This window comes from Chitinophaga hostae (genome assembly GCF_018224885.1).
GTDB classification, from domain to species: Bacteria; Bacteroidota; Bacteroidia; order Chitinophagales; family Chitinophagaceae; genus Chitinophaga; species Chitinophaga hostae.
Map to the genome: position 1 here is coordinate 251,990 of NZ_JAGTXB010000009.1, position 16,611 is coordinate 268,600.

At 46.6% G+C, this 16,611-nt stretch carries 12 protein-coding genes; 8 read left to right on the forward strand and 4 right to left on the reverse strand.

Features of this window, described 5'->3' with window-relative positions:
* Nucleotides 1–142: 142 nt before the first annotated feature.
* Nucleotides 143–5,017: a PKD domain-containing protein gene (locus KE626_RS19505; protein ID WP_211974603.1), complete on the reverse strand. Its 4,875-nt coding sequence runs from the start codon at nt 5,015–5,017 to the stop codon at nt 143–145.
* Nucleotides 5,018–5,146: 129 nt separating this feature from the next.
* On the opposite strand from KE626_RS19505, the gene KE626_RS19510 reads away from it, so the two are divergent.
* Both KE626_RS19510 and KE626_RS19515 read left to right on the forward strand, forming a co-directional pair.
* Nucleotides 5,147–5,746, forward strand: a complete 600-nt coding sequence (locus KE626_RS19510) for a methyltransferase domain-containing protein (RefSeq protein ID WP_211974604.1) — start codon at nt 5,147–5,149, stop codon at nt 5,744–5,746.
* Complete coding sequence (locus KE626_RS19515; protein WP_211974605.1) at nt 5,728–6,420, forward strand: rhodanese-like domain-containing protein; 693 nt, start codon at nt 5,728–5,730, stop codon at nt 6,418–6,420. The genes KE626_RS19510 and KE626_RS19515 overlap by 19 nt, the downstream gene beginning before the upstream one ends.
* 202 nt (nt 6,421–6,622) lie before the next feature.
* Here KE626_RS19515 and KE626_RS19520 read toward each other — a convergent pair whose 3' ends face one another.
* Nucleotides 6,623–8,134: a carboxypeptidase M32 gene (locus tag KE626_RS19520; RefSeq protein WP_211974606.1), complete on the reverse strand. Its 1,512-nt coding sequence runs from the start codon at nt 8,132–8,134 to the stop codon at nt 6,623–6,625.
* Between the two features lie 60 nt (nt 8,135–8,194).
* Between KE626_RS19520 and KE626_RS19525 the strand changes: the two genes are divergently transcribed.
* The 5 genes from KE626_RS19525 (at nt 8,195) to KE626_RS19545 (ending at nt 14,466) form a co-directional block, all read left to right on the forward strand.
* Entirely contained in the window at nt 8,195–9,289 is a 1,095-nt protein-coding gene (locus tag KE626_RS19525) for a Nif3-like dinuclear metal center hexameric protein (protein WP_211974607.1), read from the forward strand.
* Nucleotides 9,290–9,292: 3 nt separating this feature from the next.
* Nucleotides 9,293–10,045, forward strand: a complete 753-nt coding sequence (locus tag KE626_RS19530) for a zinc ribbon domain-containing protein (RefSeq protein WP_211974608.1) — start codon at nt 9,293–9,295, stop codon at nt 10,043–10,045.
* A gap of 281 nt (nt 10,046–10,326) precedes the next feature.
* Nucleotides 10,327–11,814 carry a tetratricopeptide repeat protein gene (locus tag KE626_RS19535; protein WP_211974609.1) on the forward strand — a complete coding sequence of 496 codons (1,488 nt, stop codon included), beginning with the start codon at nt 10,327–10,329 and terminating at the stop codon, nt 11,812–11,814.
* A gap of 32 nt (nt 11,815–11,846) precedes the next feature.
* Nucleotides 11,847–13,505, forward strand: coding sequence for a DNA repair protein RecN (gene recN / locus KE626_RS19540; RefSeq protein ID WP_211974610.1), 1,659 nt, complete (start codon nt 11,847–11,849; stop codon nt 13,503–13,505).
* Between the two features lie 148 nt (nt 13,506–13,653).
* On the forward strand, nt 13,654–14,466 hold the full coding sequence (locus KE626_RS19545; RefSeq protein ID WP_211974611.1) for an enoyl-ACP reductase FabI: 813 nt from the start codon (nt 13,654–13,656) through the stop codon (nt 14,464–14,466).
* Nucleotides 14,467–14,662: 196 nt separating this feature from the next.
* On the opposite strand, the gene KE626_RS19550 is transcribed toward KE626_RS19545, so the two are convergent.
* Nucleotides 14,663–14,884: a DUF2795 domain-containing protein gene (locus KE626_RS19550; protein WP_012794455.1), complete on the reverse strand. Its 222-nt coding sequence runs from the start codon at nt 14,882–14,884 to the stop codon at nt 14,663–14,665.
* A 100-nt stretch (nt 14,885–14,984) separates the two neighbouring features.
* Here KE626_RS19550 and KE626_RS19555 point away from each other — a divergent pair, with 100 nt between their 5' ends.
* Nucleotides 14,985–15,635, forward strand: coding sequence for an ABC transporter ATP-binding protein (locus tag KE626_RS19555; RefSeq protein ID WP_211974612.1), 651 nt, complete (start codon nt 14,985–14,987; stop codon nt 15,633–15,635).
* A gap of 8 nt (nt 15,636–15,643) precedes the next feature.
* On the opposite strand, the gene KE626_RS19560 is transcribed toward KE626_RS19555, so the two are convergent.
* The gene (locus KE626_RS19560; RefSeq protein WP_211974613.1) at nt 15,644–16,546 is read right to left on the reverse strand and encodes a histone deacetylase family protein; all 903 of its coding nucleotides are present in this window, start codon (nt 16,544–16,546) and stop codon (nt 15,644–15,646) included.
* Nucleotides 16,547–16,611 lie beyond the last annotated feature (65 nt).

Below are 16,611 nucleotides of genomic sequence, written 5' to 3' on the forward strand. Positions count from 1 at the left end.
TTTCCATTAACTGAATAGCTCCACAAATTAACAAAAATTACATATATAAATTTTTTGATTTTCGGATTTTTTGATATTAGATCCGCTCTATACCGCCATAGCGGCATAAAACGGGGGTGATATGGGAGTTTAAACGGCCTCATCAGCGAAGCAGGGTAATATTGCCTTTTAACAGATTCACCGCGCCTTTATCGCAAATCACTTCAACATAATACACAAATACATCAGGATTGAGTTTCACACCTTTATAGGTACCATCCCAGCCCTTGGAGGGGTCGTTGGTATTAACGCCGGTACGCTCAAACACGAGCTGGCCCCAGCGGTTAAAGATCCTGAAAAGCCGAATGGTTTGCATTCCCTGTCCACGTACATAAAACACATCGTTTTGCCCGTCGTCATTGGGCGAGAAGGTATTAGGAATGAAGATGTTGCCTTCGCTGCACACCAATTTTAATGCAATATCGTCGGTACCTATGCAGCCAAACCGGTTAGTCACCTTTACATGATAGGTGATGTCATCTGTTGGCGTAGCGGTAGGAGTTAAACAATCATAACAGTTGAGTCCTTTTACCGGCGTCCATTCTATCCTGATAATATCATCGCTGCCTTTTACCGGCAGCGGGATGATGGAGCCGGTAGCGGTTACGATATCCGGACCCGCATTTACCACCGGCGCGCTGCGAACATATACTTTTGCCAGTGCAGTATCTGTAAAACAGGTACTGTTATTATAGCCTACCACCTGGTAGGTGATATTACCATCGGGGCTGGCTACCGGGTTGGGAATATCAGTACGGTTAAGCCCTCTCGCCGGAATCCACTGGTAACGTAATGCACCGCCTGCCTGCATTTGAACGCTTTCACCCGCGCATATTTCTACGTCCTGGGCGTAAATGCGAAAAGGCTGTGTAACTGTTACCGGGATTTCTCCTTTGTTCGTGCAACCGTATTCGTTAGTAGCCAGGATATGGTACACGGTATCGATATCCGGCTTTACCATCGGGGCAACATTGGTAGCATCTGAAATATTATAGTTGGTCCACTGTACGGTAACATTGGCAGTAGTGTTGGCTTGCAATTGAAGCGTTTTACCGCGGCATATGGCGGCAGAACCGGGGGACGGATTCAGCACCGGCGACGGATTTACGACCATATTCGTGGTAGTGGAAGCCGGGCAGGAGCCATCACTATTGGTGATTGTCAGCACCACAGGAATGGTACCCGGACTGTTTAATGCAATTTCCGGCGGTACCTGCTGGTCGAATGTTTTGTCGGAGCCAACCTGCCATAACCATTTTGTGCCGGGTATATTTTTAGTATCGCTACCTGATAACTGAATTTTTCCTGATACGCAGAGTGGCGATATAGGTGCGATGACGGCTACCGGTTGAGGTGGAATAACCACCGGCAATGTTTTTTCGTCGATGCAACCATAGGCACTGGTTACCACCAGTTTTACATTTGTAGTGCCTGGCTGCGGATAATCAAACGAGCCATTTAGGGTGGTGGCGGTATTCGCGGGATTACCAGGTACGCCGAAATTCCACGCATTTGTGAAATCCAGTGCCAGCGAATCTTTTGTCAATGTTTTGCTCTTATTGGTAAAGGTGACCACCCCTCCGCCACAAACCTGGAAATCGTTGGTGCTGAAATCTGCCACTGTTTTATCTACAATGATTTTATCATTACCCTGGGCTTTTACTACGCAGCCCTGGTTATCCAGCAATGATACGCGCGGATAATAGATGCCTGATTTAACATAGGTATGCGCCGGTGAAACCGGGGTTGTGGACGTAAGTACTGTGCCATCATCAAAGTCCCACATATAGCTGTCCGTTTTTGAAGAAGTAGCGGTGATACTAACTGCCAGTGGTACACAACCCTGTGTGGGCGTGGTTTTCATTTCTCCGTCGGGACCTTTGATGGTAATAGGTAACGTAGCAGTACTTGAACAACCGCCTTCGGAATATACTGTTAAAACTACATTGTAGGTTTTGGCGCGCACATAAATGTGCACGTCAGGATCATTTTTGGTAGAAGTACCATTATCCCCGAAATCCCAGGCGGAAGTTTTAAAATCGGTAGATGTATTGGTGAATAACACTTTCACCGGCGGACATAAATCAAGGTTACCAGGAATGGTGAAGGATGCTTTTGGATTGGGGACCCGGATCACATTGGTTTTGATGATTTCATCCGTACATCCGGCGGGGGTGGTTACTTTTAACACCACGTTGTAGGTACCAGGCGCATTATATATTTTCGTAGGTCTGTTGCCGGTACCTGTGGTGTTGTCCCCAAAATCCCAGGCGTAGCTTTGCACATTGCCCTGCGACTGATCCACAAAGGTGAAGGATTTGTCGAGACACGCAATGTTAGACGGCACCATGAAGTCGGCCTTTACCCTGTCGAAGCGAATTACCTGCTGCGTTTTTGACACGCAGCTGAACTTGTCGGTTACCGTTAGTATTACCGTATAGTCATTTGCGTTGGTATACGTGTGTTTAATGTCTACCGGTTGTACGGTATAGTTTTCTTTCGTGCTGCCGTCGCCGAAATCCCATTCCCAGTTGAGTACCTGGTTACCGGCATTGGCGGTTGATTTATCTGTAAAAGAAAAGATTTCATCCTTGCAGCGTTTACCGGTGTAGCTAAAATCAGGATCAGTACCGTTTACATCTATCGATACAACAGGAGCATCTTTTATACAACCATTCTTATCGGTAATCGTCAGTTTGATATTGAATGTACCGGTTTTGTTGTACTGGTGCGCAATTCCTTTTGCCGGGTCGAAGTTATAGGCAGGTATGGCCTGTACCGGGCTTCCATCTCCCCAATCCCATTTATACTCATTAATATTATCATTGTTCAGCGGTCCCAGGGTTACGTTTATTTTTTCCCCCTTACATATTCGTGGCTTATCAGTAGTGATAACGGGTTTTTCATCTATAATATTTACCGACAGGTTATAGGTATTGGTACAGATACCGTTATCGATCGTAAGTTTTACCTGTTTAATACCGGTGGTCTGGTATTTGAAATCCGGATGCTGATCGGTGGAGGTAGCGCCGTTTTCACCAAACTCCCAGAACCAGGTTTTTACTGCAGTGGGAATAGGGCCAAAAGTAGAATTATCGGTAAACTTACGATGATACGGATCGATACAATCCGGTGCAGTAGTAAATCTCGCGATGGGTGGTATAATCTGGATATATTTCTGTTTGATCAGTTGCACGCGGCAGCCGTTATTGTTCACTTCGAGGATCACATCATGATAACCAATTTCATTGAACTGATGGCTGGGATTTTCGTCGGCGCTGTTGCTGTTATCCTGTACAAAGGTCCAGTTCCAGGAAGTGCCGCGCGGAACAGACAGGTTGGTAAACTGTACCGGATCCTTTGCGCAGGATTTCAGCGGGGTGGCGCTGAAATCTACCACCGGTTTAATGCCCGCTGTAATCACCGTTTGGCCGCTTGCCACGCAACCACCTGCCGTTGTAACTTTCAGGTTGACAAAGAAGATACCTTCTTTCGTAAAAACATGGTTAGGTTTTGCTGCGGTGGAAGTAGTTCCATCTCCAAAATCCCACTGATAGCTTACAATGGGGTCCGGTATATTTACTTCTGCATAAAAATCAACCGGTAAAGGCACACAACCTTCGGCTACACTGCGGTAAATAGAAAGGTCCGGTTTTACGATTTTAATATAATCCGGTTTGGTAACTGTTTTAGTGCAACCCAGCGCGTTGGTGGCGGTGAGACTCACCGTGTAATTTCCTTCCTGTGTATAGGTATGCGAAGGGTTTTCTGTGGTGGCAGTGGCGCCGTCACCAAAGGTCCAGCTCCAGGTGGTGGCGTTGGAATACTGTGCATTAAACTGCGTGGTAAAAGGTGTGTTACAGGCACTGATGGGCGTTGCCACCGGATCGATTTGCGGCGCCGGGTTTACATGGATGGTTTGTTGTATTTCTTCCATGCAGCTACCCAGCGTAGCCTGCATTTTTATGATATAGTCGCCTGCTGCTGTAAATTGTTTTACGGCATCAGTGGTGGTTTGTGTGGTGCCGTCCGGAAATGCCCAGGTGACCTGGTCCGGCGTTGGTTGTGTGGTATTTTTGAATGTTACATTCTGCCCCGCGCAGAGCGCGGAAAAAGTAAAAGCAGGTTTTACTTTGGCGATAACAATATAATCCGTTTTGGTCAGCGAAGCGGGGCAGTTGCCGCTGGTGAGGGAGGTGAGCTTTACCGTATATTTTCCTTCTTTCGTATAGGTGTGCTGGTTACTGGTACCGGTGGTGCCATCGCCATAGTCCCAGGAGTAGGTAACCGGATCGGGGGAGTTACTAACTGTGTTGTTAAAGAAATTAACGGTAAATGGCGTAGTACAACTTTGTGTTTTGTCGGCCGTAAATACCGGTGCAGGGGCACTCTGTACCTTTATCGATACGGGGCCGCCGGTGGAAGAGCATCCCATGCTGTTGGTTACGGCGGTGATCACATTGTAGGTACCTGCCTGCGTATAGGAATGGGTGGCATTGGCTCCTGTGGCGCCGCCACCGTCTCCAAAATCCCAGATGATATCTGAAATGACGCCATCGCCGGGTGTTGACTGATCCCGGAAAGTAGCCATATAAGGCGTACATCCTGAGAGGTTGGTGGTGGTGAATTTGGCGTTAGGTTTATTATATACCTGGATATCAAGTTGTTTGACGATTACATTCGAAGGCCCGTAGGTCGTCGTTAATTTAACGTGATAGATGCCGGGATTCTGAAAAGTTTTTGATGGGGTGAGATCGTTGGTTACGTTGGCGCCTAAGCCGAAGTCCCATTCAATATTTTGATAGCCGGGGTCCGCTGTGGCAGTGAAATTTACCAGGAACGGGGGACAGCCAGCCAGCTTATCCGCCTTAATGGATACTGATTGCGCATGGACGGTTACCGCCATGGTTATCACAGGCAGCAGACTATAGAAAATATGTCTTATGACAATCCGTAAATAGTAGTGTAGGCTTTTCATGGCATAGGTTGGCGTTAAGGGCCGGACATAGGTATAATCAAAGTATAAAAATAGCAATAATGTTTGGAATAGCGATGGTTTTATGTATGTGGCTGAATGGCCGTAACTTAGCATAAAAGAATATTGGATATGGATAGTCAATACTGGAGTAACAGGTATGTAAATGGAGATACCGGTTGGGATATGGGAGCAGTGTCGCCCCCGTTGAAGGAGTATATTGACCAGGTACATAACCGGGATGTTCGTATACTCATTCCGGGTGGGGGTAACAGTTATGAAGCGACTTACCTGGCGGGACAGGCTTTCAGCGACGTAACGGTGCTTGATATTGCACCGGTATTGGTGGAACAACTAAAAAAAACGTTTGCCCGTACCCGTGTGAAGGTATTGGAGGGAGACTTTTTTTCACATACCGGCACTTATGATCTTATATTGGAGCAAACATTTTTTTGTGCCATAGATCCTTCACGCAGAGCAGATTATGTGAAGCATATGCATTCGCTGATCAAGCCGGGAGGTCACCTGGCCGGGGTATTGTTTAACAGGAGTTTTGAAAGAACCGGACCTCCCTTTGGTGGTTCGGAAGCGGAGTACCGGGAATTGTTTACACCATATTTCGATATAAAAACATTGTATCCCTGTTATAATTCTCATCCGGCCAGACAAGGTTGTGAGTTGTTTATTAATTTTATGCCGAAACTCAAAAGACTATGTGCAGATTCTTATTAACCATTACCCTGTTGTTTGCAGGATCTTCGTTGATGGCGCAGCAAAAGCAGGCTGAAGATGCGGCGGCGTTTGACAAAGATATTCAACAGCCTGGCATCCAGGTATTTGACGTACGTACAGCCGGCGAATTTAATACAGGGCATTTACCCAATGCTTTACAGGCTGATTATACCAGGAAAGCAGAGTTCAAAGACAGGGTGCAATACCTGGATAAAAAGAAGCCGGTATATGTTTATTGTCTGAGTGGAGGTCGCAGCAGTGCTGCTGCTAAATGGATGCGGGAAAACGGATTTAGCCGGGTAGTGGAGCTGGAAGGCGGAATTAATGCCTGGAAACAGGCCGGTAAACCTTTGGAAGGCGCCGGAGAAAAACAACCCCAGCTTAACCTTACAGATTATAACAATGCGGTTAGCGGAAAAGGAATGGTACTGACAGATGTTGGCGCCGCGTGGTGTCCGCCGTGTAAGCAGATGGAACCGGTGCTGGCCAACTTCTTCCGGAAGCATACACAGGTGAAAAAAGTATTTGTGGATGGCGGGAAGGACCTCGACGTAATGAAGGCCATAGATGCAGCGGCGTTACCAACTTTTATTTTTTATAAAGATGGAAAGGAGGTGTGGAGGAAACAAGGGGTGATGGAATTGACGGAACTGGAGAAATTATCGGGACTGTGATTTTTTTCTTGCCCAGGATTAACAGTGATTATGATGATTTTCAAGATTTTTTCTTTTTTGATTTTAAAAGATTCGGGAAGATCTAAAGCTGATAAATTCGCTTAGATCTTCCCGAATCTTTTAAAATCAAGTTATAATCACAAGAAAAAAATCTTGAAAATCATCATAATCACTGTTAATCCTGGGCAAGACAAAAAAACTGTTAAAGGCCATAAATTCCGCCATATTTTTTCTTCGCGTAATCCAGGAAGTCCCCAAATACCAATTGTTTCCCCGTTACTTTTTCACATAATTCATTGGACGTATAAAATCTGCCAAAGGGATGGATGTTATGACGCAGCCATTCCAGCAAAGGCTGGTAGTTACCGGCGGCGATGTTGTTATCTAACCCGGGCACCTGTTTTTGCGCAGCGGTAAAAAATTGTGCTGCATAGAAGCTGCCGAGGGAATAGGTGGGGAAGTAGCCGAAGCTGCCATGTGACCAATGGATATCCTGCAGTACGCCCTGTACATCGTCCGGCACCTCTACGTGCAGGTATTGACGATAGTATTCATTCCAGGTATGTTTCAGATCTTTTACATCGATGCTGCCATCGATGAGTCCTTTTTCAATTTCGTAACGGATCATGATGTGGAAATGATACGTCAGTTCATCGGCTTCGGTGCGGATCAGTGATGGCTGTACTTTATTGATAGCTTTGTAGAAGTCCTGCAGGGATACATTGCCGAGGTTTTCCGGGAAGAGTTGTTGCAGGCGCGGATAGTGATGCTGCCAGAAAAGGAGGCTGCGGCCCACGTTGTTTTCCCACAGCCGGGATTGTGATTCATGGATACCCAGGCTGGTGGCTTCTCCGCAAGGGAGCCCGTATTGTTCTGTGGGCAGGCCCTGTTCATAGAGTGCATGTCCGCCTTCGTGGATGCAGCTCCAGGTCATGTTCCCAAAATCATTTTCATCGATGCGGGTGGTTACTCTCACATCCAGGGGGCTGAAGCTGGTAGTAAACGGATGTTCGGAAATATCCTGGCGACCTGCTTTCATATCGTAGCCCATGTTTCCCAGCAGCGTGATACCGAATTTCCATTGTGCGTCGCGGTTATACCGGAGGTGGAGGAAGTCTTTACCGACGGCCGGTTGTTCCGATATTTGCGTGAGCAGTGGCGATAACGCTGTTTTCACTTCGTTGAAAATGGTGTCCAGCATATTCGTGGTAGCACCTTTTTCGTATTCATTAAGGAGGGCGTTGTAGGGGTGGCCTTCATAGCCCAGGATATCTGTTTCCTGTTTTTTGAGGGCAATCATCCGGGAGAGGGCGGGCGCAAAGAGGTTGTAGTCGTTGGCTTTGCGGGCTTTTATCCAGGCATGATAACTTTCGTTGGTAACGGTCGACATTTCAGCGACGAAAGCGGCCGGGTATTTTTTATTTTTCTCAAAATCTTCGGTGGAGAGCAGGATGTTTTTCTGTGCTACGGCGTCGCCGGCAGTATTTCCTTTCAGTGCCTGTAAAACGGCATCCAGTTCCGGGGCGGTGAATAGTTCGTGAGCGATGGTACTGAGGGTGGTAATTTGCTGACCACGGAACCCGGCTCCTTTTTCCGGCAGGTAGGTTTCCTGATCCCATCCCAGTACTGCGAGTGCATTTTTTACATCTGCAATTTTTTGCATTTTTATTTTGTAATCCGCATATAGTTCTGCTGTAGATTTGCTTCCGGGCATAAAACTTATTTTTTTGCAAATTTAGTTGATGCCGGGAATGAACCATTAATTTTTGCAGATATGAAAATAAAAGAGATCATACAGGTTATTGAGCAGTTTGCTCCTGTGCAGTACCAGGAGAGTTATGATAATGCCGGGCTTATATTTGGGAGGGCGGACCAGGAGGTAACCAACGCTTTGCTGACATTGGATGCAACGGAGGAGGTGATAGATGAGGCAATTGCGAAAGGGTGTAACCTGGTGATTGCGCATCATCCGATCGTTTTTGGAGGACTTAAGAAGATCAATGGGAATAATTATGTGGAAAGGGTGGCTATAAAGGCTATCAAACACGATATAGCGGTATATGCCGCACATACCAACCTTGATAATGTGAGGAACGGCGTTTGTGCGCAGATGGCGGCCAAACTGGGTTTAGAGCAGTGCCGGGTACTGCAGCCGAAGCGGGGGTTGTTAAAGAAGTTATACACATTTGTGCCTGAAGCGAATATAGAAGCGGTAAGGGCGGCTTTGTTTGAGGCGGGTGCGGGGCATATCGGAAATTATAGCGAATGTAGTTTTAACGGCGCCGGCCAGGGTACTTTTAAGGGTGCCGAGGGAACGGACCCCTATGTAGGAACACCGGGAAAAAGACATTTTGAGGCAGAAATAAAGTTGGAAGTAATTTTTCCGGTATATTTGGAAGGTAAAATTTTGCAGGCTTTGCAGAACAGCCATCCATATGAAGAGGTGGCGTACGACATTGTGAGTCTGGATAATGCATACCAGCAGGTAGGTTCGGGGTTGCTGGGTATTTTGCCCGAGGCCATGGAAGAAATGCAATTTTTGCAATATGTGAAGGATCAGTTCCGAACAGGTTGTGTGAAATACACCCCATTGAGGGGGAAGGCCGTAAAGAAGGTGGCGTTGTGTGGAGGGGCGGGAAGTTTCCTGTTAAAGCAGGCGATAGCGGCCGGGGCGGATGCCTACATATCATCAGATTTTAAATATCATGAATTTTTTGATGCTGATAATCAATTAATTATAGCAGATATTGGACATTTTGAGAGCGAGCAGTTCACAGTGGAATTATTTTATCATATATTGACTGAAAAATTCCGTAATTTTGCGCCTCTTAAATCTACGATTAAAACAAACCCGGTAAATTATTTATAATACATGGCAACCGTAAAAGAATACTCCGTTGAAGAAAAATTAGCGTCTGTACTCAGATTACAGAAGATTGATTCCAAACTGGATGGGATCCAGGTGCTGAAAGGGGAGTTGCCGATGGAGGTAAAGGACCTGGAAGACGAGATCGAAGGATTGAACACCCGTCAGTCTCACATCGAAAATGAGATGAAAGGTATACAGGACTTCGTTGCCAGCAAGAAGAACGCTATCAAAGAGGCCGAAGCGCTGATCAAGAAGTACGAGAAGCAGCAGGACAACGTGAAGAATAACCGTGAGTTTGAGGCGATCACCAAGGAAATGGAGATGCAGGCGCTCGAAATCAAGCTGGCAGAAAAGCATATCAAGGATGCCAACGAAGAGATTAAAGAGAAAAGCCGTGTCCTGGAAGTTGCCAAGAAGGCAGTTGCTGATAAAGAAGCAAACCTGAAGCACAAGAAAGGCGAACTGGAAAAGATCATTGCTGAAACAGATAAAGAAGAGAAAGCTTTCCGTAAAGAGAGCGAAGAGGCAAAAGCAAAAGTAGACCCGCGTTTACTCCAGGCTTACGAAAAGATCCGTAAAAACTACCGTAACGGTCTGGCTGTGGTAACAGTAGAGCGTGATTCCTGCGGTGGTTGCTTCAATGCGATCCCTCCTCAGCGTCAGGCGGAAATCCGTCAGCACAAAAAGATTATCGTTTGTGAGCATTGCGGCCGTATCCTGGTAGACAACGACCTGGAAGCGACTGTGACTATCTAAAAAGAACGATCGACAGGTATAAGACATTAAAGGACATCTTCGGATGTCCTTTTTTCGTGTAGGCATAGCCGTAAAAAATATACTAATTTATTTAGTTTTGTTTTACTAATTATATTAGCTTTGTGAGCGATGCCGTTGCGCAGGTACTTTGCGTAGTAGTTCTTTTATTTTGTGGCAGGGAATTGGATGGGGCAATGCAACTTTAAAAAATGTGAATTGTTATTTGGGATTTGGAAGATGATATGTGAGATTTGGCCTTTAATTCTGGAATTTTTCCCCGTATGCGTATTATTTTTTCTTTGTTGTTTTTGCTGAGTGTAAGTTGGAGTGTGAGTGCCAGGCAGAAAGTATATGATTTTAACGCCCGTTGTGAGCAGGCATATGACGCGATTATGCAGTTGCGGCTTAACACCGGGAGGGCTTTACTGGAAGCGGAAAAGAAAGAGCATCCGGATAACCTGGCGCCTTATTTTCTGGATAACTATGCGGATTTTTTCCCGCTCTTCTTTAATGAAGATCCTGCGGAATACTCCCGGAAAAGGAGCCTGCGTTCTTTCCGGCTGAATAAGATGGCGGAAGGCTCGCCTGATTCGCCTTATTACCTGTATACGCAGGCTGCTATCAAATTCCAGTGGGCGTTGGTAAAGATAAAGTTTGATGAAAAGTGGGATGCTACCTGGGAGATCAGGAAAGCTTATATGATACTGAAAGAGAACCAACAGCGTTTTCCCAATTTTGTGCCCAACAACCTTTTACTGGGTGCTATGCAAACAGTATTTGGCACCATTCCCGAAGGGTATAAGTGGATTACCAATATCCTGGGACTGAAAGGCAGTATGAAGGAAGGGATGGCGAATGTGAATAAGTTCATTGAGAGCAATGCGCCGGAAGCAAAAATGTTCAGGGAGGAGTCCTATTACTATTATTGCTACCTGATGCTGTTTATTGTGAACAAACCGGAAGAAACCTGGGAATTCCTGCAGCGCAAACAGCTGGACACCAAAAACAACTACCTGTTTGCCCTGATGGTGGCGAACCTGTCGCTGAATAACCAGAAGGCGGCCGTTGGCTTAAAGGTACTACAGGAGCGGAACGACACTGCTGAATATGCGGATATCCAGTATTACAATTATGTAATGGGCTTATTAAAACTAACAAAACTGGACCCGGATGCACATATTTACCTCGAGCGGTTTGTCAATAATTTCAAGGGCAAGTTTTATGTAAAGGAATGTTTACAGCGATTGAGCTGGTATTATTACCTGGAGGGTAATCAGGCCGCGGCAGATAAATACCGGGAAATGATTATGACGAAAGGGGGCCTTGAAACGGATGCGGATAAACAGGCGCTGAAAGAAGCTAAAGCTGGAAAGTGGCCCAATCCTTTTTTATTGAGGGTAAGACTGCTGAGTGATGGCGGGTACTTTCCTAAAGCGTTGAGTATGCTGCTGACAAAAAAGGCAGCCGATTTCCCGGCCATGGAAGATAAACTGGAATATGCCTATCGCCTGGGACGTATTTATGATGAAAGCGGACAAGACGACCAGGCGATTGCCATGTATGAGGTAACCGTTAAAGTAGGGAGCAGCCGGCCGGAATATTATGCCGCAAGAGCTTCCCTTCAAATGGGTTACATTTATGAAAAGAGAAATGAAAAAGCCAAGGCCATTGAATGCTATCAGCGTTGCCTGAGCATGAAAGGCCATGATTATAAGAATTCCCTTGACCAGCGGGCCAAAGCAGGCATGCAGCGGGTAAACGGAACCTAAGCTTTCAACATCATAAAGGAATTTCCTTACTTATGTTACAGCGACTAACGATCAAGAATTACGCAATTATCGATCACCTGGAAGTAGACTTTTCAGGAAACCTCAACGTTATCACCGGTGAAACCGGCGCCGGTAAATCTATTCTCCTGGGAGCCATCTCCCTGATACTGGGAGAAAGGGCAGATCCCGGGGTGCTGTTCGATAAAACGGGTAAATGTATTATCGAGGGCTTTTTTAAAGTGAAAAAATCCCAGGTAGCGGCTTTTTTTGAGCAGCATGAACTTGACCTGGAAGATCAGCTCATTATACGAAGGGAAGTGAGCGCTGCGGGTAAATCAAGGGCTTTTGTAAATGATACGCCGGTAAATATTTCCCAGCTGTCGGAACTGAGTACCTACCTGGTAGACCTGCACCAGCAGTTTGATACACTGGCCCTGGGCAATGCAGACTTTCAGCGTGAGGTGATCGATGCGCTGGTCAACAAGCCGGCAGTATTACAGCAATATCACCAGGTATTTGTACAGTATGTACAGGTACAAAAGAAATACAAACAGTTGTTTGACAGCCGCGACAGCGCCAATAAGGAACTGGACTATAACCGTTTCCTGCTGGATGAGCTGTCTGACGCAGGTTTTAGCCCCAATGAAATAGAAGACCTTGAAATTGAGCTGCAAACCCTGAGTCATGCGGAAGAGATTAAGAATACGCTGAACAGGGTTTACTTTCAGCTGAAGGAGGATGAACAGCCTATTTTACAACAGTTGAAACAACTGCAGTCATCCCTGCAGGCGCTGGCAGGCTTCCATAAAGAGATGCCTGCCGTCGCAGAGCGGCTGTTGTCTACTTACGTGGAGTTACAGGATATCGCAGGAGAGGTAGAAAGTATCAACGACCAGGTGCAGTATGATGCGCAGCGCATTGAAACCGTAAACGAAAGGATGGCATTGGGATACCGGTTGTTTAAGAAACATGGTGTTCAAACCACCGCTGAGCTGATCGCCATCAAAGAGGCGCTGGCAGTTAAAGTGGAAGATGTGCTGAACCTGGATGAACAACTGGCGGCGCTGGAACTGGAGCAAACCCGGTTGAAAGAAAGTCTGCAGAAGACCGCGGCTGTTATCACTGCACAGCGGCAGGAACAGGCGGCTCCTTTTGAAAAGCATGTGAATACGCTGTTGGCGCAGGTGGGAATGCCCAATGCCCGGTTAAAGGTGGCTATTGTAACCGGAGAGCTGAATGCTTACGGGCAGGACACCATTGATTTTTTATTTGATGCCAATAAGAGCAACCAGTTTGCGCCGGTGGGGAAAGTAGCCTCCGGTGGCGAATTAAGCCGTTTGATGCTTTGCATCAAATCGCTGGTGGCGCAATCAGTATCGTTACCAACGCTGATCTTTGATGAGATAGATACCGGTATTTCAGGAGAAGCCGCCCGGCAGGTAGGCATTATCCTGAAGGATCTGGCCAAATCCCACCAGATCATTTGTATTACGCATCAGCCTCAGATTGCAGGTAAGGCAGATGCCCATTATTTTGTATATAAAGACGCAAAAGCGGATAAAGTGACTACCAGTGTGCGTTTGCTGTCGAAAGAAGAAAGGGTGAACAAGATTGCACAAATGCTAAGTGGAGAGAAACCTACTGCTGCCGCCCTGGAAAATGCCAGGGAAATGCTGGCAGTCAGCATATAGCGATTGGGGCCGTACACAGATTTCAGCTGTTAGCCTTCGGTGACGGGCTTTTAGCGGGTAAACACCTGCTAAAAGCGCATCGCTGATAGCTAACAGCTTTTTTTTTCAACTATAACGACTATTTTTGCCGAAATTAATTTTTGACCAAATGGCTCATAACTTATTAAAAGGGAAAAAAGGTATCATCTTCGGCGCATTGGACGACAAGTCCATTGCCTGGAGAACTGCACTGCGTTGTGTGGAAGAAGGCGCTGAAATTGTGCTTACCAACGCCCCTATTGCCCTGCGTATGGGTGAGATCAACAAACTGGCGGAAACCTGTAAAGCACCTGTAATTCCGGCGGATGTTACCAACATGGATGATCTGACTAACCTGTTCAACAAATCCATGGAGCACTTTGGCGGTAAGATCGACTTCGTTCTCCACTCTGTGGCTATGGGTATGAATATCCGTAAGGGCAGAAGCTATACCGACCTGGATTACGATTTCAATCACAAAACATTTGATATCTCTGCGATGTCATTGCACCGCGTACTGCAAACAGCTTACAAGCTGGATGCACTGAACGAGTGGGCATCTGTAATTGCATTGTCTTATATCGCATCACAGCGGGTATTCCCTGACTACGGTGAAATGGCAGATGCAAAAGCACTGCTGGAATCAATTGCCCGCAGCTTCGGTTACCACTATGGTACACACAAACACGTACGTATAAACACGATCTCCCAGTCTCCCGTTAAAACAACAGCAGGTGGCGGTGTTAAAGGTTTCGATGGCTTTATGTCTTATGCAGAAAAAATGAGCCCGTTGGGTAATGCCACTGCAGACGAATGCGCTAACTACGCAGTAGCCATGTTCTCAGACCTCACCAGGATGGTGACTATGCAGAACCTGTTTCATGATGGAGGATTCTCCTTTACCGGCGTTTCCAAACCGGTGATCGATCAGATGGAAAAATAGGCGTAAAGCTGAAAGGATAAAGCAAAAAGCTATTGAAGCGAATGATTAAAGCAGATAAAATCGCTTTGGTGATTCGCTTCAATAGCTTTTTGCTTTATCCTTTTGCCTGCAGCTCAAAAAAAAAGCCCCTTCCGAACTAGAAGTGGCTTAGAAATATTTTGTCATAGTATGAACGGGAGGCGCGCTGCGACGCTGGCTAATACTCATCTTCATTAAAGAAGAAGTCGTCCTGCGACGGATAATCAGACCAGATATCTTCAATTCCCTCGTAAATTTCTCCCTCATCCTCCAGCTCTTGAAGGTTCTCGATTACTTCGATCGGTGCACCGGAACGAATGGCGTAGTCGATAAGTTCGTCTTTAGTAGCTGGCCATGGAGCGTCCTCCAGGTATGAAGCTAATTCTAATGTCCAGTACATCTTATTAAAATTTTTACTTTTTAATTTTTCGCAAAAGTATTATTTAATTTGAAATAAACAACTTTTACTATTTTATCGGTTAATTACTTTTCTTTGGGTTATGCTAACCGCCCGCAATGTTACCAAAAATTATTCCAATTTACCCATATTAAAAGGGGTAGACATTACTGTCAGTAAGGGAGAGATTGTTACGATTGTAGGCTCTTCCGGAGCCGGCAAAAGCACCTTGCTGCATATCCTTGGAACGCTTGATACGCCTACTGCCGGTGAAGTGTGGCTTAATAATGTCAATCTGACGGGTTTAAAAGGGAACGCGCTGGCTGATTTCAGGAACCGTCATATTGGCTTTATTTTTCAGTTCCATCACCTGCTGCCGGAATTCACTGCACTTGAAAACGTATGTATACCTGGCTATATCGCCGGCGCCCGGAAAGCACAGGTCAGGGAGAAAGCTCATTTCCTGCTGGAAACCCTGGGGCTGAAAGAGCGGTTGGAACACAAACCCAATGCCCTCTCCGGTGGTGAGCAACAACGAGTGGCCGTTGCCCGCGCCCTGATCAATGATCCGGATGTAGTGATGGCAGATGAGCCTACGGGAAACCTCGATTCCAGGAATGCCCGGGAACTGCACCACCTTTTCCTGGAGCTTCGCGATAAACTGCAGCAAACCTTTATCATCGTTACGCATAACGAAGAGCTGGCGCCTATGAGCGACCGGCAACTGGTGATGAAGGACGGCAGGATTATTTAGCCCCGGGCCTAATGCCCGTAGATGCTTATCCCCGCTTTGAACGTGTTGCAGTGTGCATTTACGATGTCGCGGATATGCGTGGAGTAACCACCTCCCATAGCTACAGCACAGGGGATGTCATGTTTTTTCAGCGCCTGGAACACCATCTCATCCCGCTCCCGGCAGCCCTGCTGCGTTACTTTCAGCTTGCCGAACTTATCGGTCGACAATATGTCGACACCAGACAGGTAAAAGACGATGTCGGGCCTTACCCGGTTAATCAGTACCGGTAGCGCATGTTCCAGCAGCCGGAGGTAGGTGGCGGTATCCATGCCATCGGCGAGAGGAATATCCCAGTCAGAAACTTCTTTATGAAAGGGGTAGTTGTGCGCGCCATGCATACTGAACGTATATACATGCGGGTTATTGGCAAACAGCGATGCCGTGCCATTGCCCTGATGTACATCCAGATCTATCACCAGCGCCTGGCTGATTTTCCGGTGATGCAACAGGTAGTTGGCAGCCACCGCAAAATCGTTCAGCAGGCAAAACCCTTCCCCATGATCCGCAAAGGCATGATGTGTGCCGCCTGCCACATTGAAACCAAGACCATGTTCCAGCGCATGCAGCGCCACGTTGATGGTGCCCTGCGTAATTACAATTTCCCGTAAGGTAAGCGCCGGCGATTGGGGAAAGCCGATTTTACGTTGTTCGCGGGGAGACAGGGTCTGGTCGGTGAGCTGTTGCCAGTATCCGGCCGTATGTGTTAGCAGGATAGCAGCTGCTTCGGCCGGGGCGGGTGCAAACAATTGTTCGGGAATAATAACCTCTTCCCGTAACAACTGAGCCGGAATCAACTCGTATTTGAGCATCGGAAAACGGTGATCTTCCGGCAAAGGATGGGCATATATATCGTGATAGGCAATCTTCATAAATAATGTTTCGCTACAGGCTGCTGTTAAAAAGACGGATGGTCATCTCTCCGGAAAAAAGATCC